The 25348-nt window shown below is 50.8% G+C and carries 23 protein-coding genes; 22 read left to right on the top strand and 1 reads right to left on the bottom strand.

Features of this window, described 5'->3' with window-relative positions:
* Position 1: 1 nt before the first annotated feature.
* From HNQ65_RS02695 to HNQ65_RS02675, 5 genes are read left to right on the top strand one after another with little or no spacing between them, the layout of a single operon-like run.
* Positions 2–1045: a glycosyltransferase family 4 protein gene (locus tag HNQ65_RS02695; protein WP_343076543.1), complete on the top strand. Its 1044-nt coding sequence runs from the start codon at positions 2–4 to the stop codon at positions 1043–1045.
* The gene (locus HNQ65_RS02690) at positions 1042–2298 is read left to right on the top strand and encodes an ABC transporter ATP-binding protein (protein ID WP_184337929.1); all 1257 of its coding nucleotides are present in this window, start codon (positions 1042–1044) and stop codon (positions 2296–2298) included. Before HNQ65_RS02695 ends, HNQ65_RS02690 begins: the two co-directional genes overlap by 4 nt.
* An 11-nt stretch (positions 2299–2309) precedes the next feature.
* Positions 2310–3251 (top strand): FkbM family methyltransferase, encoded by a 942-nt coding sequence (locus HNQ65_RS02685; protein WP_221306019.1) that lies wholly within the window; start codon positions 2310–2312, stop codon positions 3249–3251.
* Complete coding sequence (locus HNQ65_RS26940) at positions 3248–4228, top strand: glycosyltransferase family 9 protein (RefSeq protein ID WP_221306018.1); 981 nt, start codon at positions 3248–3250, stop codon at positions 4226–4228. The genes HNQ65_RS02685 and HNQ65_RS26940 overlap by 4 nt, the downstream gene beginning before the upstream one ends.
* 57 nt (positions 4229–4285) lie before the next feature.
* Entirely contained in the window at positions 4286–5440 is a 1155-nt protein-coding gene (locus HNQ65_RS02675; protein ID WP_184337926.1) for a glycosyltransferase family 4 protein, read from the top strand.
* Here the strand turns inward: HNQ65_RS02675 and HNQ65_RS02670 are convergent.
* The gene (locus HNQ65_RS02670) at positions 5437–6165 is read right to left on the bottom strand and encodes a glycosyltransferase family 25 protein (protein ID WP_184337925.1); all 729 of its coding nucleotides are present in this window, start codon (positions 6163–6165) and stop codon (positions 5437–5439) included. The two genes, HNQ65_RS02675 and HNQ65_RS02670, sit on opposite strands and share 4 nt — an antisense overlap.
* Before the next feature lie 104 nt (positions 6166–6269).
* On the opposite strand from HNQ65_RS02670, the gene HNQ65_RS02665 reads away from it, so the two are divergent.
* The 17 genes from HNQ65_RS02665 (at position 6270) to HNQ65_RS02585 (ending at position 25336) form a co-directional block, all read left to right on the top strand.
* A complete protein-coding gene (locus HNQ65_RS02665; RefSeq protein WP_184337924.1) occupies positions 6270–7058 on the top strand; it encodes a glycosyltransferase family 2 protein in 789 nt (262 codons plus the stop codon).
* Positions 7059–7066: 8 nt separating this feature from the next.
* Positions 7067–8365 (top strand): polysaccharide biosynthesis protein, encoded by a 1299-nt coding sequence (locus HNQ65_RS02660; RefSeq protein WP_184337923.1) that lies wholly within the window; start codon positions 7067–7069, stop codon positions 8363–8365.
* Positions 8366–8404: 39 nt separating this feature from the next.
* On the top strand, positions 8405–9193 hold the full coding sequence (locus HNQ65_RS02655) for an FkbM family methyltransferase (RefSeq protein ID WP_184337922.1): 789 nt from the start codon (positions 8405–8407) through the stop codon (positions 9191–9193).
* A gap of 35 nt (positions 9194–9228) precedes the next feature.
* Positions 9229–10110 (top strand): FkbM family methyltransferase, encoded by an 882-nt coding sequence (locus HNQ65_RS02650; RefSeq protein ID WP_184337921.1) that lies wholly within the window; start codon positions 9229–9231, stop codon positions 10108–10110.
* Entirely contained in the window at positions 10110–11306 is a 1197-nt protein-coding gene (locus tag HNQ65_RS02645) for a glycosyltransferase family protein (protein ID WP_184337920.1), read from the top strand. Before HNQ65_RS02650 ends, HNQ65_RS02645 begins: the two co-directional genes overlap by 1 nt.
* 4 nt (positions 11307–11310) lie before the next feature.
* The gene (locus tag HNQ65_RS02640) at positions 11311–12246 is read left to right on the top strand and encodes a hypothetical protein (protein WP_184337919.1); all 936 of its coding nucleotides are present in this window, start codon (positions 11311–11313) and stop codon (positions 12244–12246) included.
* Positions 12247–12271: 25 nt separating this feature from the next.
* A complete protein-coding gene (locus HNQ65_RS02635) occupies positions 12272–13108 on the top strand; it encodes a methyltransferase domain-containing protein (protein WP_184337918.1) in 837 nt (278 codons plus the stop codon).
* Positions 13109–13132: 24 nt separating this feature from the next.
* Positions 13133–14158 (top strand): exostosin domain-containing protein, encoded by a 1026-nt coding sequence (locus HNQ65_RS02630; RefSeq protein ID WP_184337917.1) that lies wholly within the window; start codon positions 13133–13135, stop codon positions 14156–14158.
* Entirely contained in the window at positions 14155–15045 is an 891-nt protein-coding gene (locus tag HNQ65_RS02625) for a hypothetical protein (protein ID WP_184337916.1), read from the top strand. Before HNQ65_RS02630 ends, HNQ65_RS02625 begins: the two co-directional genes overlap by 4 nt.
* Positions 15046–15217: 172 nt before the next feature.
* Positions 15218–15865, top strand: a complete 648-nt coding sequence (locus tag HNQ65_RS02620) for an FkbM family methyltransferase (protein ID WP_184337915.1) — start codon at positions 15218–15220, stop codon at positions 15863–15865.
* Between the two features lie 135 nt (positions 15866–16000).
* On the top strand, positions 16001–17014 hold the full coding sequence (locus HNQ65_RS02615) for a hypothetical protein (RefSeq protein ID WP_184337914.1): 1014 nt from the start codon (positions 16001–16003) through the stop codon (positions 17012–17014).
* Positions 17015–17021: 7 nt separating this feature from the next.
* Positions 17022–18209 carry a glycosyltransferase family 4 protein gene (locus tag HNQ65_RS02610; protein WP_184337913.1) on the top strand — a complete coding sequence of 396 codons (1188 nt, stop codon included), beginning with the start codon at positions 17022–17024 and terminating at the stop codon, positions 18207–18209.
* Positions 18206–19279: a glycosyltransferase family 4 protein gene (locus tag HNQ65_RS02605; protein WP_184337912.1), complete on the top strand. Its 1074-nt coding sequence runs from the start codon at positions 18206–18208 to the stop codon at positions 19277–19279. Before HNQ65_RS02610 ends, HNQ65_RS02605 begins: the two co-directional genes overlap by 4 nt.
* Positions 19280–19610: 331 nt before the next feature.
* Positions 19611–20297: an FkbM family methyltransferase gene (locus HNQ65_RS02600; protein WP_184337911.1), complete on the top strand. Its 687-nt coding sequence runs from the start codon at positions 19611–19613 to the stop codon at positions 20295–20297.
* 370 nt (positions 20298–20667) lie between these two features.
* A complete protein-coding gene (locus HNQ65_RS02595; RefSeq protein ID WP_184337910.1) occupies positions 20668–22140 on the top strand; it encodes a hypothetical protein in 1473 nt (490 codons plus the stop codon).
* Positions 22141–22146: 6 nt separating this feature from the next.
* On the top strand, positions 22147–23043 hold the full coding sequence (locus HNQ65_RS02590; RefSeq protein ID WP_281382049.1) for a glycosyltransferase family 2 protein: 897 nt from the start codon (positions 22147–22149) through the stop codon (positions 23041–23043).
* Positions 23033–25336 (top strand): glycosyltransferase, encoded by a 2304-nt coding sequence (locus tag HNQ65_RS02585; RefSeq protein ID WP_184337908.1) that lies wholly within the window; start codon positions 23033–23035, stop codon positions 25334–25336. Before HNQ65_RS02590 ends, HNQ65_RS02585 begins: the two co-directional genes overlap by 11 nt.
* Positions 25337–25348: the final 12 nt, after the last annotated feature.

Genomic DNA, 25348 nt, shown 5'->3' with positions numbered 1-25348 from the left:
GATGTCTCCTCCAAGGCTGCTCTGTGCCTGGACTCAGGATGATGTTCTGGCTCAACGTTCCGGATACCATGTCATCGCAGACTACCTGCCTGCAGAAAAAATGGTGGAACCCCGTCGGGATCCCTCCGGTTTGGTGGCGAGATGGCGTACGCGGCTCATGCGCCGTCTGTGCTTCTCCCGCTGGTGCATGGGGGGGAGTATGGCGGTGGATCGCAGATTGCGTGCGGAACTGCGCCAGGGTTTTCAGGGAATCATTCACTATCTCTGGTGCGACCGCGATTTTGCCTTCCTGGATAGAGAACCAAAACGGGCGGGGGTCAGCCTTGTGGGCACCTTTCATCACCCGCCCGATCAATTGCGGGAGATTGTCCGCCGCCCGCAGGGACTGCGTGTCTTTGACGCCATTATTCTCATGAGCAGCACTCAGCAAGACTGGTTTTTGCAGCAGGGAGTTTCCGAGAAACGCCTGCACGTGATACCGCATGGAGTGGATACGGCCTTCTTTTCTCCTCCTGTAGCGAGTGCAGGGGGGGGCGGTGTGCGTCATGTGCTGGCTGTGGGTGCGACCGGGCGCAATTTTCCGCTGCTGAGGGAGGTGGCGGCCCACTTTGGGCAGAGCCCGGATATCCGCTTTGTCATCATTGGGCCGGAGCATGAGAGAGCCGCCTTTGCAGGCATGCTCAATGTCACGTATCGCACAAGGGTGCCAGATGAGGAACTGCTGAACTGCTATCGCAACGCGGACTGTCTTCTGCACCTGACGACCCAGGCTACGGCCAACAATGTGATTCTGGAGGCTCTTGCCTGCGGCGTGCCAGTGATCGCCCAGCGAGTGGGTGGTGTGCCCGAATATCTGACCCATGAATGTGCGGTGCTGACGGAACCCGGCGACTTTCCCGCGCTGGCGCATGCGCTGGAGTCTCATCTGGCCAATCCAGCTAATGTCCGCCGGATGTCTGCGGCAGCGCGACAGCATGCGGAGTCGCTTTCCTGGGAGCGTGTGGCTGCGCGAACGATGGAGCTCTACTTGTCTCTTCAGGCATGAAATCAGAAGGGTCATCAGGTGGCTGCTCGGCGAGTGCCATCTCCGTCTCAGGGCTGGGAAAAAGGTACCAACTGGGGACTTCGCCACAGCAGGGCTACCAACGGCTCAGCGAGTCGCTGCTGCAATGGGTGCGCAATCCTGTCAAAGCCTTGAGCGGAAGCAGGAGTGAAGCCGAAGATTTCTGGGCGCTGCAGGATGTTTCCTTCGAAGTGAAGCAGGGGGATTCAGTGGGCATCGTGGGACGCAATGGCGCGGGTAAAAGCACGCTGCTGAAGATTCTCAGCCGCATTACGGAGCCTACGACCGGGCGTCTGGTGCTCCGTGGGCGTGTGGCATCGCTGCTGGAGGTGGGGACGGGTTTTCATCCGGAACTGACCGGGCGTGAGAACATCTACCTCAACGGAGCGCTGCTAGGGATGCAGCGCAGCGAGATACGATCCAAGTTTGATGAGATCGTGGCTTTTGCTGAGGTGGACAAGTTTCTAGATACTCCGGTCAAACGCTACAGCAGCGGCATGTATGTGCGGCTGGCCTTTGCCATCGCGGCGCATGTGCAGCCGGACGTGCTGATCGTGGATGAAGTGCTGGCCGTGGGAGATGCGGTGTTTCAGCAGAAATGCCTGGGACGCATGAGCGAGCTCTCCAAACGGCAGCATACGACGGTGCTCTTTGTCAGCCACCAGATGGAGGCGCTGCTGCGCCTGTGCCAGCGAGGAATTCTGCTGCATCAGGGGCGCGTGGTGGCGGAGGGTACAATGGAGGCGGTCTCGCGCGAGTACCACCGGGCGTTTGCCAGCGGACGGACGAGTGCAGACTGCCGCACAATGCAGCGGGCTGCTTTTCTACGTGGGCAGGCGGTCATTGATGAAGTGGAGCTGGAGGCCAATGGCGCAGGCGTGCCCTTTGCGCAGCGGCTGATCTTCCGTGTGTACATCTCACGCCGAGGCGAGGCGTCTCAGATACATCTCTGCTGGGCTATTTTTAGCGCTGGTGGACATGAGGTGGCTTCTTCCAGAGTGGCGCTGCCAGATCAGAGCAGGGGAGGGCGTTTCTCAGTGCCGCACCTGCGCCTGGCTCCAGGGCGTTATTCGGTGAATTTTGGGATCAAATCTGAACGCGGAGATGAAGATCTGGTGGAGCATGCGCTGATGTTTGATGTCATGGCCAATGAAACCTCTGCTGAGGTCTGGGCTGACAGCATCCGTGCCAGCACGATCCCCGAGACAGAACTGCTGGAGGTGCTGCCTGCGTGAATCCTTTTTCGATGATCAGCCTGCCGCTCAATGTCCGGCTGGAGCGTCTGCTGCGGCGAGTGCCGCTGCTGCGCCGACATGCGCGCCGCATCGCCTCATGGAGCTTTGTTCCGCACGTGGGGGCCTTCAGGTATGGCCGGGACCGAGTGGTCGAGTTCAACGGACGCAACTCGCAGTTTCACGCTTTGTATGATCTGCAGTATCAGGCAGGCTACGAACTGGAGACCTGTGTACTGCTCTTTGCCTTGCTGAAAGGGGCAGGTGCCTTTGTGGATGCGGGCAGCAACTGGGGGTATTTTGCCCTCTTTGCCTCGGCTCTGCCGGCTTTTGCGGGCAAGACGTTCTGCTATGAACCCAGTCCCACCACCTATGCCGACCTGCGTCAGTGCATCGCGCAGGCGGGGCTAGATCAGCGTGTGGTGGCAAGAAATCTCGGGCTGGGGGCTGCTGCCGGACGACTTAGCATGGTGGAAAGCGATGGTCTGAGCGGGCTGGCCCGGCTGAGCTCTAACATTGATGGGGCGCTGGTGCAGGTGACAACGCTGGATGACGAAGCCATCGCGGAGGTGGAGGTGATCAAGATTGATGTCGAGGGCATGGAACTGCCGGTGTTGCAAGGTGCTGAAAAGACGATTCGTGAACAGCGCCCTTGGTTGATCGTGGAAAATTTCCTCCACCATGATTCTCCCGACGAAACGCTGAGGCCGATTCGCTGGATGAAAGATCATGGCTATGAGGTGCTGATGCCTGCAGCCTGTGTGAAACACGGAGGCACCCTCGTGCCGCACCACTATGGCAGCCCGCCGCCTGCTCATGCAGGTGATGTGGACTGGAATCAGATGCAGTTCATGCGAATCACGGAGGAAAACCGGTTCATGTTTCCTCATCAGCTCAACTTGCTTGGCTGCCCACAGCAAAGGCTCTCGGAGCTGCCGGGCCGGATCATTGTGTGAAGACATGGATCAAAGCATTTCCTGCATGGCTCAAGTTTTTGCATCCCCAGGTGCTGCGAGGCCGCCTCATCATAGTAGAGCGCAACGGCGGGCTGGGAGATCTGCTATGCCTTTTTCCGGCTTTGGGAGCTCTGCGCAGGCAGCAGCCGGGAGCACGAATCATGGTGCTGACATCGCAGGTGTTTGTGGACTTCGTGCGACAGGCAAAAGTGGCCGATGTGGTGCTGGCATCGGACACACGGGGCATCGCATGGCTGCGCAGGCTCGCGCGCCCATTGTTCGACTGCCATGCCTTGTTGCCGGACGAAATGGTGCCACCTCTGCCGCGTGGGCGCATTCATCTCATGGAGGAGTTTGCGCGAATTCTCGGCTGCGCTGGACAGTCGCTGGAATATCCGCGCATGTGCGTATCTCCCAAGGCACAGGCGCGCGTGCGCAGACTGTTGCAGAAGGCGTGTCTTGGCGACCGGCCTCTAGTAGTGGTGCACAGCGGGCCCACGTGGGCGGTGAAACAATGGCCCGTGAGTCACTGGCAAGAGCTGTGTGTACGCCTGCAAAGCGAATACGGGGTGACCGTCATCCAAACCGGGGTGGACAGCCATTCCGGAGATCCTACGGTGTGTGCACCACGCATTTCCGGGGCTCAGGATTGGATCAACAGGCTGAGTTTGGAGGAAACAGCCGCTCTGCTCGCTCAGGCGAGACTTTTCATCGGCGTGGATTCTGGTCTGCTCCATCTGGCCAATGCTCTGCAAGTGCCTGCTGTAGGATTGTTTGGCCCGACCGATCCAGCCTGCTTCATGCCGCCAGATCGCGTGGGCAGGGCGCTCAGCGATGCCTCTCTGCCATGCATCGGCTGCCATCACCACGCATCCGGCCCGCTGCACTGGCGAACCGGCTGCCCGCAGGATGTGCAGTGCATGAAAGGGCTGAACGTGGATCTGGTGCTGCAACGCTGCCTGCCGTTTCTTTTGTAACTCTGTTTTGCTTTTGAAACCGCGGAAACATGAGGCCGATTTTGAGTGCGTATTCTAATGGCCATACACTGCCTGCCAGCCGGCGGAGCGGAAAAGTTTTTCACCACTCTGGCGTGCGCGCTGGCGCCTCGGCACGAGCTCCACTGCTACATTCCGTGCCGACAAGGAATGGATGCCGGGATGATGAAGAGGCTGGCAGGGATTCCAGTGAAGTCGATTCCGCTTTTCAATGACTTTGGCTACAAGGTTTTTTTCAAGCTCAGGCAGATGATCATGGCCCGCTTTCCGAGCATCGACATCGAAGCACGCGTGCATGCCTTCGTGCTGCGCAGGCTGAGAAGACGCTGGCCCTTTGATGTGGTGAATACACACCTGTTTTACGCCACCCGCTTCTGCTGCGAAACCTTTGCGGAGGATAGTGTGCCCATCATCGAGTCTGATCACGGGCACTACGCCTTTCTCGAAGCCAAAGACATGCCGCAGGCACGTTCCATTTTCGGTCGGCTGAACACCTTGGTCTGCCCATCCAGCGCCAATCTGGAGTTCAGCCGACGCTTTCCCTGGAATGACAAGCTGAAACGCAGTGTGATCCCCTATGGCCATGAACGACAGGTGCCAGCTCGCGAACGTTCCGCACAGCCAGCGGTCATCACTCTTGGGATGGTGGCCCGAGGGGTGGTGTGGAAAGGCTGGAAAGAGGCGCTGGCTGCGGCCCGAGTGGTGCGGGAGCGGGTAAAGGCACCGTTTCGGCTCGTCTTTGTCGGGGCGGGCCCCTGTGTGGATGAGATCGCCATGAGTCTCTCGGAAGAAGATCGCCGCTGGATCGAGATCACCGGGCATCAAGATGAGCCGGAAAAATGGATCGCAGATTTCGACATTGGGCTGCTGCCGACTTATCTGCCAGGAGAGAGTCTTCCGAATTCGATCATCGAATACCTCTCGCATGGGGTGCCCGTGATCGCGACGCCCGTGGGTGGCATCCCAGAGATGCTCTCTACGCCACAAGGACCTGCGGGTATCCTCGTGGAGCAGGAACCCGATGGCAGGGCAGGGGTGTCCAGCCTGGCAGAGGCCATGACTGCCCTGATCACCCAGCATGATCTGCGAGCCCAGCTTTCAGCCAGGGCAAAGATGGCGGCACGCAGGTATGACCTAGGCTCTTGTGTAGAGGCCTATGAGCGAGTGATGGCCGAGGCTGTCCGATCGAACTAAGCGTGATTTTTTGCAGCAGGATTCAGATGAGGGTCTTTCATCCAGCTTTCAAACGCCCCCTGTGTGACCAGCGGAGGCTCTGCCCAGTAGGAGTGAATTTGCAATGCAGCGCCAGCCGCATTCAGAAGCCAGTCGATCGGTCGATCAAATGGCGGCTTCGCAAAATGGCTGGCCAGCACACGCTCAGCACAGTTCGGATGGATCAGGTAGGCCTCGGTGCAGCGGGAGCAGCCACCGCCACCCCACAGCAGGCCTGGCTTCCAGCCGCGCCAGTACGTCCTCCTGCCTGTACGCCGCAGCCACCACGGCACGTGCAGGGAGCAGCCCAGGCCCACGTAAAACAGATCCCACCTGGCGGGAAGCTCTGTGAGGCAGGCTTCCAAAGCAGAAACAAAGCCGGGGCGAATCAGCACATCATCTTCCAGGATCAGGTGCCAGGCATCCGGCTCTGCAGCGACCTCTCGATAAACCGCCAAGTGCTTCAAGATCAGCGAGATCGAGCCTGCCGCAATCGACTGCGGGTCTCCCCAGTCACCGCGATCGTAGGCGCCGTTCGCCAAAACGTCCTCGCGGTCATGCACCGTCACCCACGCGACAGGAAAACGATCAAGCCCATGATCCCGCAGTGCCTGTTCCATGTGCATTCGCCGCTCCTTGAGACGTGTGTAGTGAATGACGTGCACACGCAGGTTGTCCGGAGTCAATTGAGTGGCTGTGGGTTGCATGCGCGTCATCTGAGGAGTGTTCTTTGCCACACGCGCGCCTTGCATCCAAATGCAAAAGCTGCTGTGCAGTCACTTTGGCTGGCCGTTTCAGACTAATCGTAGGGATGAGTAAACCTGCGCTCAAAAAGCTCTCAGTAGTGATGCCAGCCAAGGATGAAGCAGGCTGTATTGTCTCTACAGTCAAGCATCTCAATCTGGAATTAACCCTGCATGCTGTTCCGCATGAGATTCTTGTCGTGGATGACGGCAGCACAGATTCGACTTGGAATCTGCTACAGGATCTTCAGGCATCAGTGCCTGAACTCCGTCCCATTCAGAACCAAGGACGCTGCGGGTTTGGCTGCGCAGTGGCCCAAGGATTGGATGCCATATCGGGGGATGCGGTGGTCATCATGATGGCGGATGAATCTGACGATGTGCGCGATGTCGTGCGCTATTGGAAGCTCCTGAATGACGGATGGGACTGCGTTTTTGGAAGTCGCTTCATCAAAGGTGGCGGCGTCATCGACTACCCCTGGCTCAAGCTTCGACTCAACCGCCTGGCTAACCTGCTGATCCGCCTGGTCTTCAACATCAAGCTCAACGACACGACCAATGCCTTCAAAGCGTACCACAAAACAGTGATTGATGGCTGTCGGCCGCTTCTCTCACCGCATTTTAATCTAACCGTCGAACTTCCTCTAAAGGCGATCGTGCGCGGCTACACATGGACAGTAGCACCCATCACCTGGAGAAACCGTCACACCGGTGTCGCCAAGTTAAAAATCCGTGAGATGGGAAGCCGATATTTTTTCATTGTTGCTTACGTGTGGCTCGAGAAGTATTTCAGCCGTGGGGATTATAGGCGGCTGTCTGAGAACTCATTGAGTCAGAGTGGAATTGCTTCGCGATAAATAAAGGCGTGCTTTCGGAGGTCATTAAGGTGTCTTTAAATTCGCTGTCCGCTCGCCTAAAGCACTGGAAAAAACCACTGTTTTCTTTTGCGGTTGGGCAGCCAGCCGTGCAGTTTTTAAATCTCCTTACGGGCTTTTTTTTGCTGCGATGGCTTGATATAAAAGAGTTTGCCATGTTTAGCATGGCGTTCGCGTTTCAGAGTGTGGTGACTCAATTGTCTGATCTTGGATTTTCCGGTTCTATTGTCTCTCTGGCCGGCGAGCGAGTGCACGACAGGTATGTGCTAGGAGGCTATTTGCGTTCAGCTCGGTATTGGCGTTCTAAAATTCAGATCGTCGTTCTCCTGCTGGCTGCTGTGGCTTATCCAGCCGTTACTTGGGGGCAAGCATGGGGTGTCCTAAACAAGACCTTACTTTTTTTTACAATCATCCTTGGAGTAATGTTTCAAGGGTGGAATATGTACGGAGCTCCCTTGCTTGCATGTCGGGATTTGTTAGCCTATTACAAGCCGCAGGTTGCGGCTGCCTTGTTTCGAATTATAGCATGTACATGTTTCTGGAGTGTTGGTTGGCTGAACGCTTGGGTTGCCTCGCTTATTGCCGCACTTACGCTCGGTGTGATAGGTTTAGCCTATAAAGTTTCTTCTGTGAATTATGCAGAGGTGCTCAAAAAAAGTGAGCCTGAAAAAAATGCTCATATGTTACATTATTTGGCCCCTTTGATGCCGGGTGTAGTTTTTACTGCACTTCAGGCACAGATTCAGATGGGGGTTGTTTCTATTTTTGGCTCTACACAAAATATAGCTGAAGTTAGTGCGCTGGGACGTCTTGGACAGCTTTTTGTTCTAGCAGGTGCTTTTTCAAATGTTTTTGTTCAGCCTTATGTGGCTAGGTTGCCGCGGTTTTTGTTGTTAAGACGTTACCTTCAGATAGCAGCAATTGCTTGCATTTTTTCGATTGCAATTATCAGCTGCGGCATCTTTTTTCCCGGCTTGTTTCTTTGGTTTCTTGGCCCGAATTATTCAGGTCTTCAAAATGAAGCTTTTCTTACTCTAATCATTGGGTGCATCAACATGTTGGGAGGAGTATTGTTTGTTATGCATGCTGCACGTGCTTGGCTCTTTTGGTGGTCTCCCTTTGTTTATATTCCTACAATGCTGCTGACGCAGGTTGTTTGTATTTCGCTCATGGATTTGAGCCTGACTTCGTCAATCGTCTGGCTTGGCCTGATTATATCTGTTGTGTCTCTCGCTATTCAGGCGATTGCCGGGGTTTACGGTTTTAATCTAAAAACTAAGTCGCGCTAGAGTATGAGTTCAACATTAAAAACTTTCGTTTCACAAATAATGCTGTTCACCCGCTTGGGTGAAACGCTACTCCATAAGCTGACGTTTGTAGTTTTGGGAATTACATCGCTGTGGACAGTTCAGCGAATACTGCGTCGGATTGGTCCATTGCCGGAATCGCTTAGGCAACTGCGAGTTTGGCCGAGAAATATTAAAGGATTGAGTGTATGTCTCGATCCAACAGACATATCTCATATTATCATATTTAAAGAAATATTTGTTGATAAAATTTATGACTTGGATGGGGTTCCATTCGTGCCCGATTTGATTGTGGATTGCGGTGGTCATATAGGGCTATTCTCCTTGCTTGCTCGGCAGCGGTTTCCTAGCGTTTCAGCAATGGTGTTTGAGCCTAATGTTGCCAACCTTCATTATCTTCATTCCCAAGTTGAAGATAATAAACTTGATGTCAATATTGTACCAGCAGCTGTTTCAAATTTTGATGGAGAGGCTCAATTTCACGCTGGGTGTAGTTGTTCTGGGGGTATTCAAACAAACTCAAACTCGCCTTTAAATGTAGACAAGGTTAAAGTTGTTAACTTATGTCGGCTGTTGTCAGAGCTGCGCCCTAAGCTATTGATTTTAAAAATGGACATAGAAGGTGGGGAAGAAGTGCTGCTACCAGAAATCTTGCCTCTCCTGCCGCAGAAGGCTGCTATATTTTTTGAAACGCATGATGGCGATGCGAGTTGGGTTAAGCACAGTCGAAACCTACAAAATGCAGGTTTTATCGTCTCGCAAACATCAAATCGTGACCGCTATTGTGATGGTTTTGCATTGAGGGTATAAACGCATTGCGGATAATCCAATTTCTAAAAAAATTTATGCGTCTCTTGCTGAAGCAAATTCTTCCACCTTTCGTGCATTCGTTTGGAAAAAAAATCTATACTAGTTTTCGCGGGCAATTGCCGCTCGATCCTAAGGTGGAGCCTCTTAGGAAGGCGCATGATCTCTTAAATCGAGATTGTGATGATTCCGAACTTGTTCTGCGGCAGGGCTTGCAGTTTCGACTTCACCCGGAATCAATCGAGCCCTTTCTTGCATTTTGTTACCTCTACCCACCCATGGTCGAGGAGATGGATTCTTTCCTTAGATTGACTGCCGGTAAACGGCGCTTGTTAGATGTGGGGGCTCTGCATGGAGTGTTTTCGCTCGCTTTTATTGGAGCTGAGCCGGATCGTCGGGCTGTGGCGGTCGATGCATCGCCGATTGCCTTCGCCAGGCTGCTATACAACGTCCATCATAATGCGGCAGGGAAGGTGACACCTGTCGAGTGTGCGCTTTCCTCTCAGAATGGAGTAGTGCGGATGCATTATGAATGGGAGCATGCTGTGGCGGCCGGCGGGGATGAAAGAGGAACTTCGGGAGCCATTAGTGTAACAAGCCGACGCGGAGATGAGTTGTGCGATAGTTTGTCCTTTTTGCCAGACGTGATCAAAATTGATGTTGAGGGACACGAAGTTAAGGTCTTGAGAGGATTGGAGCCCGTCATTCTTTCTACACGCCCAACGATTTTTTTAGAGATTCATCCTGGAAGAATTCGGCAGGAGCAGGACACATTGGAGTTGCTTGTCTCCATGTTTGAGAGTTGGCATTACGAGGCTTTGCATTTTGACGGGAGGATTGCTGGCAACGAAGAGATATGTTGTCTGGTGACAGATGAGCGTCTTGTGCTGAGACCGGTCGAGATCAAACAGAGAAACTGATGAAGAAGGCAGGAAAAGCAGAATCGACCTGGTTTCTGGCTGAAATGGCAGTTTCCGAGCAGCATGGCGGAGGTGTTACCCTATGCCGTACATTCGGGCGTAATATGGATAATTTTGACGGTATGTTTTGCTTGTCAGATTTTCATGATGTAGCGCCCCATCTTCGCGAGCGTAGCGTCAAATGGATGCCTTTTTTCCGCTCTAATTTTTGCAGAGGTATCCTTGGCTGCCGCTTAAGCGAATGGTGCTTTCGACAGACCTGGGCCGAAAACTGGCATGCCCGCCAGTGTGCCAGGCGTATTCATGATTGGCTCCCTTCGGATGGTCCCAAACCGCTTTTTCTGACTTCGCCTCAGACGACGCTTGCCATCCGCACGATGGAAAAACTAAAGAGCTTGCGCTCTTTGAGTTATGTGACCTGGATCATGGATGACAACTGGGTGCAGGGAGATGAGCGCAGCAAATGGAGTTATTCTCCAAGGGTTGAAGTATTGCTAAGGACCCACCTTCGGAACGCGGAGATGGTTTTAACCATCAGTCAACAGATGGGAGAGCACTATAAACGTCTATTTGGCGTCGATTTTGAGGTTTTGTTTGCACCATCACCCAAAAATGAGATTCGTGTGCCTTTAGACTTTGTGCCAAACCGTAAACTTGCTTATTGTGGTTCTCTGAGTATTTGGCCAGGTGATGCGTTGTCTAGGCTGATCCCATTTCTGCCAGAACTTGGCTATAGCTTGGACATTTATAGTCATCATTCACTGCCGTCAAATTTGCAACATTCGCATGTGCGTAAACTTCCGCCGCTGCCCGCAGAAGACGTGCAGGCTACTATGAGCAAGTATGATGCGGTTCTGCTGCCAATCGGCTTCACTTCTGCCACATCAAGCTATACGAACTTCAATATTGCCACCAAGATGGCAGAGTGTCTCGGCAGCGGGACCGTGACAATCGCAATCGGTCCCGAAAATGCGGCGATGATTCGGTATTTTAGAACACATAATTTAGGGGTTTGTGTTTCTGACGTGAGTCTTCCGAAGCTCAGGCAAGCATTTCAATTGGTCGAGAGTCTGAAGATGAGAAACCAGCGTATCGAGAATGATCTCGCACATGTGCAGAGCCACCTGACACAAGAAAGAGTTTTCAAGCACTGGAGAGCAATCCGAGATCGGATTTCACCCACCTCTTATTTTTAATGATATGTCCCGTTCGCTCATTCTATCAGCAAATTACGCGGGAAAAAGCATAGAGCTTCCCGAAACGTTTCTCCGGAGTATTGCTTCCACGGCTACCAAATCAGATGTTGTTCTCATAGCCAATCATGGCACCCAGGGGGATCAAGCGCGACTGGAAAAGTTATTGGCTGGCGCGCGCATTTGGGTGCCGATACCCAAACAGCGGTACCGTGTATTCAGACGTCTTGCAAACACCTTTCGTCCTTTTGCTCGAATCGTGGCCGCGCAACTGCGTGAAGCATGGCGGAAGAGGCCCGAGAGACGGCCTTTGATTGAGCATAAAGCAGCCTACTTGCTCAATATCACATGTTCGCGCTATTTTCTAGCCCGACAGTTTTTGCTGCATTCGGATACTTACTATGATCATGTTATGCTATCAGATAGTCGTGACGTGGTTTTTCAGAGGGATCCCTTTGACTCGCTCTCCGATGGAGTGACCACTGGACTTGAGAGTGTTCTTGTCAAAGAACAGGCAGGTAATGTGGGATGGCTCCGTTTGCTATACGGTGATGACTCCAGCTTTCCGATGGAAAGTGTGCTTAATCAGAAGGTTATCTGCTCCGGAGTCACCTTGGGTGATACGGCTTCGGTAGCTGCTTATCTGGAGAAAGTTTGCGCGGAATTTATGGAGAGGCTCCCTCGCATGATCCATACTCCTTACCTTGATCAGGGAGTTCACATTGGGTTGCTGCGGACGGGGCGAATCGAGCATGCAAATATGGTTTCCAACGGTCAGGAAGAAATTGCCACGCTTGGAACAAGTGATCTCAGTGAATTTACGATCAATGATGAAGGATGTGTTTTTGCTGCGAATGGCAGACTTGTCAGGATTGTGCACCAGTACGACCGGCATCCAACTCTTGCACAAAAAATTTTGGCAAGATTTTCGTCAAACATGTGAATAGCAAAGACCAGCTTCTTTCCGCATGCATCCCATTATTGATAGAGTTCTTGTTCCACTGGATCGCTCGCTAGCGGTGGACTGGATTTGGCGGCCGATCGAAGCCAGCTTGATTCGTTTTGTGCGCGGACTCCAGCGCCGTAGAACTGCTGTGCAGATTCAACAGCTGTTGAAGCGTTTGCAAACTTACCCTGAGGTTTTGCAGGGTAAGTTTGCTGGAATGCGTTACGCGTCCATCGAGGCAGCCTGCAGCGCCATTTTTCCCAAGCTTTTAGGCACCTATGAAACCGAGCTAGATGAAGTTTTTGAATCTGTTTTTAAACGCAGCTACGATATCATTGCAGATGTAGGATGTGCTGAGGGCTACTATGCAGTCGGACTGGCCCGAAGATTTCCCACGAGCCAGGTTTATGCATTCGATATTGATCCTCGTGCGCAGCGTTTATGCAGAGACAATGCAAGCTTGAACGGTGTCAATGGCCGTGTGGAGGTGGGCGGGGGAGTGAATGCCGAGCAATTAGCTGCTACCGTCAGAGGACATCGTGCTCTGGTGATTTGTGATTGTGAAGGTTTTGAAGGCAGTTTGTTTACAGGGGATACGGTTGCTGCATATAGCATGTCCGACCTTCTGATCGAAACTCATGACTTTATCGAGGCTGGGCTCTGCAGTAGAATTAGTGGTTTGTTTTCTAAGACCCACCGGGTGCATGTGGTGCACAGCATTGATGACTTGCAAAAAGCACGCACTTACCAATGCAGTGCTGTGGATTCTCTAGACTTTGAAACCAAGGAACTGGCCTTTGCTGAAGGACGTCCGGTGATCATGCAGTGGCTGTATTTGACACCGCACGAAAATATTTGATGTGGCTTTCGTGCCTTATTTTGGATGAAAATTCACCTTGTTAGTGCATACTCTGCCCAAGGAGAAGCATCTGTTTCTGCATGGCTGGAAAAGTGCGGATATCTTGCCAGTCATCATCTTGTGCCGAGTCCGGCAGATGCAGATCTAATCCTTTTTGCAGAAGTCTATGCGGGTTTAGATCCTTACTTTTTTGATGTTCTAAGACATCCTGTTTATCGAGCCTATCGGCAGAAATGTGTGCTTTATCACATCAGCGATGTGACACAGACATTGTGCCGAACCATATCGCCATCTATCGACAAGAATCATCCAAACGCCCACACTCGGCGTTCGTTCAGCTATCTGGTGCGAGTACATGACAATCCTTACTTGGATGAGATTCCGGAGTCTCAAATCTTTTTAAAGGAGCGTCGTTACCTATTTTCTTTCGTTGGGGATCCTAAGACGCACCCGGTTAGGCAAAACTTGCTGGCTTTGAATCATCCCAGAGCGCTGCTGAATGCTGTTACAGGTTCTTCCGCCACGCAGATGGGCCTTGATGAGCGGGAACCGTTTCAGAAAGGCTATCTCCAAACCATTCTCGACTCAGAGTTTGTTTTGTGTCCACGAGGGATCGGGCCTGCCTCAATGCGTTTGTTTGAGGTTATGCAACTTGGTCGCGCCCCGGTGATCATCAGTGATGACTGGCTGCCTGTGTCAGGAATTGATTGGGAAGAATTTGCTCTTTTGGTTCCTGAAGCCCAAGTGGGTCAGATTCCTCAGCTGTTGGAGCAGCAAACGCACCGTGCGTTGGAGATGGGGAAGAGAGCTCGTGAAGTGTGGATGGAAAACTTTTCGCCACAGCGTGCTCTAGAGGGGCTTTTCAAGCGTGCCTTTGAGCTCGTTCAAATACCCATAACACGACGAGAACAAATAAGGGATGTGCTTCCGCTGTGTGCTCTACGGCATTGGCGAACATTGGCAGCCTGTCTCTGCCGCAGTTTGCAGCATGGCAATTGCGCTGGCTTGCCTCGGGCCAAAGGTGAGAAAGTGTCAGCAACTAAGTCATGAAACTGGAATTTATAGCCACGCTAGCAAGTCCTGAGGTGCGCCTTCGTTTTCTTGCCATGGAGCGTTCTTTGCGCGCTGTGGGTTGTGACCTGCCACTGCGTGTCATCCCCTACCATGAGGGGCGCTTCGATCTTCCCCGTAATGCGGAATGGTGGGAAGATGCAAAGCTTTGCGACTGGCTGATGCAGTGGAAGGCGCATCCAACGATGCGCAAGTACCAGTGTCTTTTGGAGAAAAACTTTCAATTTGTGGATTCTGATGTGATTTTTCTTCGCAATCCCAACGAAGTGTTGGCGGCATGTGAGGGCTTTATCACTTCATGCGGACATTGGAAATATCCCAACGAAACCCTCACGGCAGAGTCTGAAAGTCTTGTGTCTCAAAAATCCACAAACTGGCAGTTGAGCATCTTTAATACTGGGCAGTGGGCTTGTGACAGACGTCTCTATTCATTTGAGCAACTTCGTGAGCGCTGTGAAGCCGAAGGCTTCAGAAATACATGCCTGACCTTTCCTCATCATGAGCAGCCTGGCATCAATTTACTTGTCAACACAAGCGACGTAGTCATAAACAATGTGACTCTACCTCCGCTGAGGATGGAATCCACTTGGGCAGGTGATTACATTGACGCCCATTTTGAACGTTTCTGGGTAGACAATCAACGTAAGCCCTATCTCATCCACTGGGCTGGCTGTGACATGTCGAAAGCACGCCCCATTGATCGGCTGATGGAAGATTTTCTGCTGTCTGACGAACTCGATGCGTGGAGACAGGAAATAAGAAGTCGGTCTGAAAAGACGAAGGCCATAGAGCGAAGCTTGCGGGGACGTTTGCGCAGGTGGAAGCGCGCAGTAATGGCGGGCGCTCGAGAATTGAGCAGATCCTAAGCGATGTGCGCCTCCTGTTAGCCTGCTAAATTCAAACACATAAAATTCGATTTTTGTGCTCTCACGACTTAAAACTTTAATTCAAAGACGAATCGCTGCCAATCGACTTGGGTTGTCATTTCAACGTGCTGCTAGCTTTTGCACTCCGCGGCAAATAATAGATCGAAACGGAATGGTGACCGAACTGCACCTTCCGGCTGATGCGGGGACACGTGGGACTTTTATTGATATTCTTCTCGATGACGTCTATGGCCTTCATCGGCTTCCGCGATCAGTTTCAACCGTTATGGACATAGGATGCCATGCAGGCCTGTTTGCAGCACACGCCAGACTGACATGGCCGGATGCAGTGATTCACGGCTATGAACCCAACCCTCAAATGGGCCCGTATTGGAAGCGACAGGCCGACAGCTTTGGATACACGGTGTATCCCGAAGCTGTGGGAATGGTGCCAGGATTCGTTTCCATTCATGAGTCGAGCGATAGCGTCCATGCGCGGTCTGAAACAGTTGCTTCGAGCAATATACCGCAAGTTTCGTTTGGTGAGGCTGTCCATCGGATCGGTGGGAGGGTCGATCTTGTGAAACTGGATTGTGAGGGCGCTGAATGGGACATCCTTCGGGACGATGCTTCGTGGAAGCGAGTTCGCTTTTTGACCATGGAGTTCCACCTATGGGCTGGCTATACTCTAGAAGCCTTGAAGGAACGACTTCATGCGATGAATTGGAAGATAAACGGATGCTTTTATCAAGGCTCTGATTTTGGGATTCTCAGGGCTGAAAACATCGGTTTCAATTTGGATGCAAGCACCTTGGGGTGAGTTACACTTAAATGTCGTAACCTTGTCCTCAGATTCATTTTGAGGTTCGTTATGCGATCTGCACCTTCGTGTGCCATTCACATTTTACCTCATGTGCCTTCATCTGCATGTGGGGTTGCTGACTACGCGTGGAGCTTGGCAAAAAGACTTCGAGAAGATGAGCAGGTGGAAAGCATTTTTATTGGGGTGCAAAATGCAGAGGGTGGGGCAGGGCATGCTACAGTGGCCTTTCCTGCCGAAATTCTCCCATCACCAAGCTCTGCGGCTTTGCTTGAGGTGATCGAGAGACATCGAGAAAACGCTGCTTGTTTGATATTACATTTCTCTCCTTACGGATACCAAAAGCGTGGCGTTGCTCTATGGCTGGCCGAGGCATGGAAACAGTTGTCGAGTAATCTACGCATTCCGCGACGAATTGTCATGTTTCATGAAGTGGCTGCATCCAGTTCCCCTCTGCAAAGCGCATTCTGGCTCCGCCCCTTACAACATAGGGTGGCCCGCAGCTTGTTGTTCAACTCTGACTTTGTCATGACGAACTGTGAACTGAACCGTCGCGAAATTCAGCGCAGCTCGCGGTCGGTAAATGCAAACGTGCCGATTCTGCCAGTATTCTCCAATTTTGGTGAACCATCTGAAATGCGTTCATTTTCAGCCCGCGAGCGTCAAATCATCCTCTTCACCTCTAATCTATCCTCTCAACATGGCATCAAAGATATATGGAGTGAATTGCAAAATGCGGTCGTTCAGGCTGGAGCTCAGCGGATTGTGATGATTGGGAAAAGTGTTGTCATCCCTTCAGAATTTTCAGTCCCAGTTTATCAAACTGGTTTTCTCACGATGGAGCAGGTTTCGCAGATGCTTGCTGAATCCGCATTTGGATTTGCATTTGTCGGTCCTCAGCTTTTCGCCAAATCTGGTATCTTCGCCGCTTTTGCAGCTCATGGCGTGATCCCTCTTGTGCCTGTTCCAGACGCTACACTTTGGGATGGCCTCCGAGCAGGAGAGCACTATGTCCGCCCAGTGAAGATGTCAGACCTGTCTGATCCAGAAGCAATTCAGCGATCTTTGCAGTGCTGGTATTCAGGACATAGCCAGCGTGCGACTGCTCGACTCTTTGCGCAGCAAATTTTAACTCCTAGTATCGAGTAAAGCTGGCATGATTGATGTGGTTTATTCTGGCGTTCACACCGCCTTTGAATGTGCACTTGCCGCTCAAGAAATAGGGCTTTTGCGCGAATTTTATTGTTCCGTCTATGACGCCCCAGGGTGCTGGGGTGGGGCGGCAAGCCGCCTATTTGGCCGTGAGCGTTTGCGTAATAGGAGAATTGACGGATTGGATGTCAAATATGTTCATGAAAATCCTTGGCCATTGCTGGCGAATGCTCTACGCCAGCGATTCGGCGGTGATTTAGAGTCTATGCAGATGTTTGCATGGTTTGATAAATCCTACGCCAAGCATCTTCACAAATCTCCACCTTCTGCACTGGTCACAACAGAGCGTTGTGCACTGGAATCGCTTAAAGTAGCTCGTAGCCTCGGAATTCGTAGTTTGCATGATTGTCCACAACTGCATCCTGTTGCCTTGGATTTGTTGATGAAAGAAGCAGCTGATCGTGCCGGAATGAAATGGGAGGGTTTTTCAGACGGACCTGCAATGATCGAGCGCAAAATCGAAGAATATGCTCTGGCGGAACACTTGATGGTGTATTCTGACTTTCAAAAAGAAAGCTTTATATCTCAAGGTGTTTCGCCAGACAAAATTTTGGTAAACCCGTTATGGGTTGATGTTGATTTTTGGCACCCTCATGAGAAACCGCATTCCAAGCCTGTGAATTCTCCGCTCAAGCTGTTGTTCGTTGGAGAGCTCTCGTTCCGCAAGGGATTGCCATTTCTATTTGAGGCGTTGAAAAAGTTGAATGCACCTGTTCAGCTGACACTGGCCGGACGTCCTACTGGCCAATTTCCGATTCCAGACCAAGTTGGCAAGGCAAAGCTCAAAGCAGTTGGCGCCGTAACAAAAAATCGCCTGCGTGAACTCTATTCAGAGAGCGATTTAATGGTTTTGCCTTCAGTAGCAGATGCCTTTGGCTGGGTGGCTGTGGAAGCTATGGCGTGTGGTATTCCAGTGATTCTAACGGAAAATTGCGGTGCTCCGGTACCTGATCCTGCGTGGCGTGTGTCAGCACTCAATAGTAACGCCATTGCCGCCAAGCTACACTATTATCTGGATAATCCTGAAAAGCTCTCACTTGATGCTTCATTGTCCAGAGCATTTGCGCGGCAATTCACACCGAAACGTTTCCGGGAAACGATGAGAGAAGAATATTTCAAGCTGCTGGCATGACCCTTCGGCCGTGCTTCACACCGAATAAAGCTCTTTCTTCAATGCGATTGGTGGTTTATTCCCCGTATTTTCACCCACGGCTGGGAGGTGTTGAAACGGTCGTCCAGGTGCTTGCTACGGAATGGGTTAGCATGGGGCATCAGGTCACCGTTATTACTGATACTCCTAATCCTAAGCCGGATGTCTTTTCATTTTGCGTACTTCGCCGACCAGGTTTTCTAGCAACTGTTGCTGCATATAGAGCCGCGGACGTTGTTATTTTCGCAAACATTAGCTTATGGGGACTGCTGCCATTGTTATTTTGTGGTTCACGGAGACCATCTTGGGTTGTCACCCATCAAATTTGGTATGAAAATCCTGGGCATCCGGTCAAACTTCTCGACCGCATTAAAAAAGCGCTTGCTCATTATGCATCTGCCAACATTTCATGTAGTCAGGCTGTAGATCGGTTTCTCGGTCTCAACGGCTATGTCATTCCCAATCCCTACGACCAACAATTGTTTCGACTATTACCGGAGGTTCTGCGTAACCGTGATCTTGTTTTTCTGGGACGCTTGGTTTCGGATAAAGGCTGTGACTTGCTTTTGAACGCACTGGCTCATTTGCGTGAGCAAGGGGTTACTCCCAGCCTGAGTATCATCGGCTCGGGTCCCGCTCAGTTTGAATTGGAGGATCAAGTGTTGAAACTGCATCTTGACTCACAGGTCCGTTTTTGTGGAGCACAATCTGGTGAGGCGCTGGTAAGTCTGCTAAACGAACATCGCATCATGGTGGTTCCCTCACGGTGGAATGAGCCTTTTGGGGTTGTTGCATTGGAGGGTATTGCTTGTGGGTGCACTGTTATAGGCTCCAGTGGCGGGGGGTTGCCTGAAGCCATTGGCGCATGCGGAATCACTTTCCCGAACGATGATTATCGTGCATTGGCCGGTGTCATCAACCAAGTACTAAGGGGACCGCATAACAACTTGTCAGAGCCTGTCGCCACTGAAAAACATTTGGCTTTGCATGATTCTTCACAAATTGCGCGGCGTTATTTGCAAGTATTCCAGCAGTGCGCGCAGAAGACATAAACACTTAATGACTAAATTTATTGGTATAGTGAGTATAATGCAATGCCCCACACATGCAAGTAAGCCCATTTGGCAAATAAGGAGTGCTGGAACTCATTGTCGAAAGTGGCAGTGCGGCGGTCTGAAGGCAATGAGTGAAGATAGACTGGTCTAGATCAATTCACATGTCGAATGTAAAGGGCTTTGATATTAGACTTATAGTTATATTTTTTTATGGAAACATAATTAAAAACTCTCTAAATATCTTTCAAATCGAATGTAGATGTGGTTTTAAATTTCAATACCCTTACTAATGAGTGCTTTGGCCCAATGGCTTAGACGTTACCCTGTATTGTTTGATCTGCTTAATCGTGTCAATCGTCGTTGTCGAGATGCATCCCCTATTTACAGGGAGTTGAAAAAGCATCTGCCAGTCGGCAGTCCCTTCACTTTTCTTCAAATCGGTGCCAATGATGGAGTTTCTAAGGATCCCTATCGGGAGTTCATGATCCGTCGAAATGCCCGTGGTGTTGCTGCGGAGCCGGTTCCAGAATACTTTGAGTCTTTACGCAGGAACTATCGTTTTTATTCTCAGGTCATTCCTGAAAACAGTGCGATTGGCTATCCTGCTGGTCAGTTGCCTTTCTATACATACGCTCCTGAGTATCTTGCAACCCGCAAAGATTCTATGGAGCTTACTATGCTCGCCAGTTTCACGCGCGAAAAACTGCTGTCATCACTCAAAAGTAATGAATCTGCGAACGGATGTATTCGGGAAATCATCATTCCTGTATGCACAGTTGAGCAGGTGATGGAGCGTCATGGTTTTAACCGCTTCGACTGCTTGTTCATGGACTGCGAAGGCCACGAAGAAAACATCATCTCTAATCTTGAATTTGAGCGTGTAAATCCGCGCTTAATTGTTTTCGAGCACACTCATCAAGGTGAAAAAAATAAAATCATCGAAGCTCGGCTAGCTGAGCGAGGCTTTTCGTTTGTTCATCTTGCTTTTGATACCATAGCCAGCCGAAGATTGTGAGTGATTAGTTGAGGTCACAGATTGACGTTCAATAATTGAGGCGCGTATATGTTTAATATTCATTTTTCTCGCTTCTAGTGTTTGTTTGAACCTTCTGGGTTGATCTGGCACCTTGGTGATTAAGTGCATGCAAACATCTAGTTAAAAATAATATTTACAAAAGTATTGGTGAGTATATCTGAGGTATAATTTGTTGTTGCAATCGATATTCTTCAAGTTGTTTGTGTTTTCTACATCTAGCTCAGAGGTATTGATTAATGTGCTGAATTTTAATGTATAATATCAAATTTGATATGCAGCAGATCTAACTATCTGCATGCCCAGGCAATAACCTAGCTGGAAAAAATTTTAAAAAATTTAATTCTGAGATATGAAGCTTTCAATTTCACAGATGATGACATTAGGTGCTTTTGGCGCCGTAGTCATTATCTTTCTAGCCATGATGAACTGGCGGAGAGCGGTTCACGCGGCGCTCATAGTTGCGCTTTTAGAAGGTGCCATCCGCAAATGGGTCTTCCCCCAAGGGTCAGAGCTAGTGTACTTTTTCAAGGATATCATTCTGCTAGGGGCATACATTAAGTTTTTCATGTTTCCTGATCCTGATATTCGAGCTTGGCGTCTGCGAATACCTGGAACCTTCATTGCTTGTGTCTGTATAACATTGAGCGTTTTTGGGGCCGCAAACGTAAATATTGGTTCGCTTCTGCTGGCTGTTTATGGGTTGAAAATCTATCTCTATTATGTGCCATTGGCCTTCATGGTGCCGCTTTTGTTTCGCAATGAGCAACACATGACAAAGTTGTTGTTCAATTACTCTTTGTTCGCTATCCCAATCTGCTTGCTCGGAGTTGCGCAGTTTTTTGCTGGCCCTGATTCCCCTATAAACACTTATGCAACCAGTGATTTGGCTGGCGTTAAGGATGTGGCTACGTTTGGTGCAGGCGCTGCGGTGCGCGCACGAATCACTGGCACCTTTTCTTACATTGGTGGACACAATGTGTTTGTGCTTGTGTTTTTTATCATTTCCATTTGCCTTCTTACAGCTATGGAAGGGCGAAAGCGTATGTTATTATTATTTGGCAACCTGCCATTACTGTTGGGAAATGCCTTCATGACGGGTTCGCGAACAGCAGTTTTCAGTTTGGTGGCTGTTGGCACGCTTGTTGGCATGACTTCGGCAGTGAGCAGGGTTGGAAGAGCCAAAGGCTCTTTATTCTATCTAATCATGGGTTTCGCTGTGGCCAGCGCAGGCGTTGGAGTCTTCTTCAAAAAGGCCTTCGACGCGTTTGAGGTGCGGCGTAAGACAGCAGGAGACACGGTTCAAGGACGCGCCTATCTTCATCACTTAGCTGCTATTCGAGCTGCAGCTGAAGAGGTTGATCTGATGGGGTTTGGTATAGGAACCTCACACCCAGCAGCTCTTGGGATAAGGCGGGCGCTTAAGATTGCGCCGATTAAAAAAGAGTGTCCCTATTATGACAATGAAATTGGTCAGTGTCTCGCAGAGTTAGGATGGCCTGCTTTTATTATGTGGTATGCCTTTCGTGTGATGATGCTTATCCATTGTTTTAAAGCATTTAGTCTGACACAGCCTTCTATATTTCGTTCTCTCGCGCTCGGCTTTTTCTGCTATCATCTCCTGCAATTAACCAATCAGATGGTGCTGAATCATACGGCAAACATTTTTTTGTGCGCAACTTGGGGTTTTTGCCTCATCCCTCGAATGGAGAATTTAGTGAAGCGCCGTCCAGGCTCGCTGCAGATGTCCTCTCATCGTGAAGGTGCGCGACGGCAATGTATGACGCGCGAGAGTCGTCAGCAGCGACCAGCGCTCAGAGGGTGACAATCGATGAGTAATAGGATTGTGGCAATCTCTGTAGCCGTCCCGGCCTGCAGGCGTAGTGCTGAGTTGCGTTCGACTCTAGAGCGTCTGCATGCTTGTCATCCTGCTCCGGCGGAAATTCTGGTCCATTTGGATGGTAACGACAATAGCTTGCGCTCACTTGTTGAGACAGAATTTCCTTCAGTGAGGGTGCTGCACTCGGATTCTTTGATTGGCCCTGGCGGAGCTAGGAACAAGATGATGCAGGAGGCTCGTTATGATTGGGTTGCACATTTTGATGATGACTCTTTCCCACACGATGTGGATTATTTTGCAAGGGCATGGAGTTTGATCACAAGATTTCCTGATCTTGCTGTTTTTTGTGCTTCCATTCTTCCGTTTGAAAATCTGAATGAATCGGATTTTTGGCTGCAAGCCTACTATCCGGGGTGTGGCCATTTGATGAATCGTGCATGGTTTCAAAAAACAAAAGGATACCTGCGGCTGCCGGTAGCGTACAACCTGGAAGAAGTTGATGTAAGCATTCAGCTTTGTGACTTGGGCGGCCGGTGTCTGCAGTCAGGCATGTTAAGGGTTTTTCATGATCATCCTCCTGCTCCCAGAGAGGATGAACAGACTCAAGCTGCAATAATGATCAATACGATAATTTTTCCTTTGTTGCGCTTTCCGTTGCTCCTGCTGCCGCAGGCATTTGGAAGTGTCTTCCGTAGAATGTTTAGGCTGGCTCTATTGGGTGAGTGGATGGTTTTAAAGACCACATTCATTGAATTGCCATCTGCCCTTCGGCATTATTTGCCAATGCGCTTCCCTGTCCGATTCTCAGCAGCTTTTTCTTGGCTCCTGCTGCGCCACAGACCTGTTAGGATCAGGCCTGTTAGCTCCACCATGAAATATGAGTATTGAATCCATACATGTCTGGGTCCCTGGAATTCAAGATGGAGCTGGGGGGATTCAAGCATTCTCACGCGTCTATGTTCAAGCCCTTGTCGAGGCTTTCCCGGGAATTAAGATTCGAGTTTTTGTCAAAAATGATCTTCCTTCGGATTCAGATCCTCTTCGATTAAAGGGGGTGCAATTTGATTCAATGGCAAAGTATCCTCAAAGATTGCGGACTTTGCTGATGATGGTCATAGGGCTTGCTGCCGGTTTACGTGAGCGTCCGCGATGCGTGCTCACCACGCATCTTCACTTCCAACCGGCAGTCCGCGTGCTGCACTGGCTTTGCGGTATTCCTGTGATGAGCGTGTTGCATGGAATTGAGGCCTGGAATCTACGAGGCGGACTTCGTATCTGGGCCATGCGTGCAGCAGATCATCTCATGGCGGTCAGCAATCACACGCGGACGGTGGTGGTCGATTCTTATGGTCTTGATCCTCGTCGAATCAGCGTGGTGCCAAACACATTTGATGAAGCGAGGTTTACGATCGGTCCCAAGCCTGCTTACTTGTTGCAGCGCTATGGTCTAATGCCTGACCAACCGGTGATAATGACGGTGAGCCGATTGGTTGTAGCAGAGCGCTACAAGGGGCATCGTCAAATTTTACAGGGGTTGGACGGTCTACGGAAAAAGTTTTCGGGACTTCGGTACCTCATTGTGGGATCTGGTGATGACATGCCACTTTTGCGCGATCTCGTGAAAGCTTCCAATTTGGAAGATTGTGTTGTTTTTGCCGGGCATGTCCCCACAGCCGAACTCCCTGATCACTATAAATTGTGCGATGTTTTCGCCATGCCGAGCAGCAAAGAGGGGTTCGGCATCGTTTTTCTGGAGGCCATGGCCTCAGGAAAACCAGTGGTCGCTGGAAATTTAGATGGCTCAGTTGATGCTTTGGATCAAGGTCGGCTGGGACTGCTGGTAGACCCGCATGATTCAGTTGAGATCGCTGAAAAAATTGGCCTGGCCCTTGAGCAGAAGCCAACTGAGGCGCTATGGAATCATCCGAAAGAGCTGCGCGCAGCGGTGATCAGCAAGTTTGGTTATCAACGCGTTGGCCCGATGATGGCGGGGGTGGTTGAACGACTTATTCAGGATCCATCATTTGCTGCCTCCTCATCTGAAGAAATTGGTGGTCATGATATCGTTGCTCCCAAGCCGCATATTGTCATTTTGACTCAACTGACATCTCCTTATCAGGTTGAATTTTTCAATGCACTTGCCGCATCACAGGAATGTCACTTGGAGATCATTTATCTCACGAGTCAGGACAAAGAGCGGCAGTGGGCTTTACCTGGCATTTCTCACAGCCATCTCATTCTTTCCGAGACGCCGGATATGAAGCTTGATGCTTTGGATGCAATCCGTGTTGCGGATTTGGTTGTATTCAATTTCTACACCGATATTTTTGCTCTGAGAGCGATCAGGGAGCGTGTGAAAACGCGTCGTCCCTGGGTCTTTTGGGGGGAGCGTCCTGGCGCTTATCAGGCAGGCGTTTGGGGGGTCATTGCGCGGTGGATACTTCTCAAGCCACTGCATCGTAATGCGGCCCCGATCTGGGCGGTGGGGGATTTCGGGATTGAAGGCTACCGGCGAGAATTTGGCGGCAGCCGCAGCTACTCTAACATTCCTTATTTCTCCAATCTCAGGCGCTTCATGGAGTTGCCGTTGCGTTCTGCGCGCGTGCGCACATTTTTTTATTCGGGCGTCTTCTCACATCGCAAGGGGGGGGATATTTTGGCGGATGCTTTTACCCAGGTCGCTCAACTGCGCCCTGACGCGAGGCTTGTTCTCATGGGGGCAGGACCTCTCGAGGTGGCTTTGCGACGCCAGTTGCAAAGGTTTGCTTCCCAGGTGGTATGGCTTGGCTTTCAAAGCTGGGACGAACTTCCCTCCGGTTATGCGCAAGGTGGCATCTTCTGTTTTCCCTCACGCTACGATGGGTGGGGGCTTGCTCTGGTGGAGGCTCTTGCTTCTGGTATGCCCGCGATCGGAACGAACCGCACTGGTGCGGCCATTGAGTTTCTTTCATCAGGACATGCTGGACGATTAATTTTAGCAGGTGAAGCTGACATGCTGAAAAATGCCATGCTTGACCTGCTCAATCTGCCCGACAAAGAATTTGAGCGCATGCAGAATGACGCCCGCCGTGTAGTTTCATCCAATACACTAGAACAAGGTGTAAGGCGCTTTATGGCTTCTGCTTCGGATGTGCTGGAAAGGCATAAGGCGAGGGTGAAAATTCCAGTTCGATCGCTCTAAATTTAGCGTTAT

The sequence above is a fragment of the Prosthecobacter vanneervenii genome (assembly GCF_014203095.1).
GTDB lineage: Bacteria > Verrucomicrobiota > Verrucomicrobiia > Verrucomicrobiales > Verrucomicrobiaceae > Prosthecobacter > Prosthecobacter vanneervenii.
This window is presented reverse-complemented; position numbering and strand designations above follow the sequence as displayed.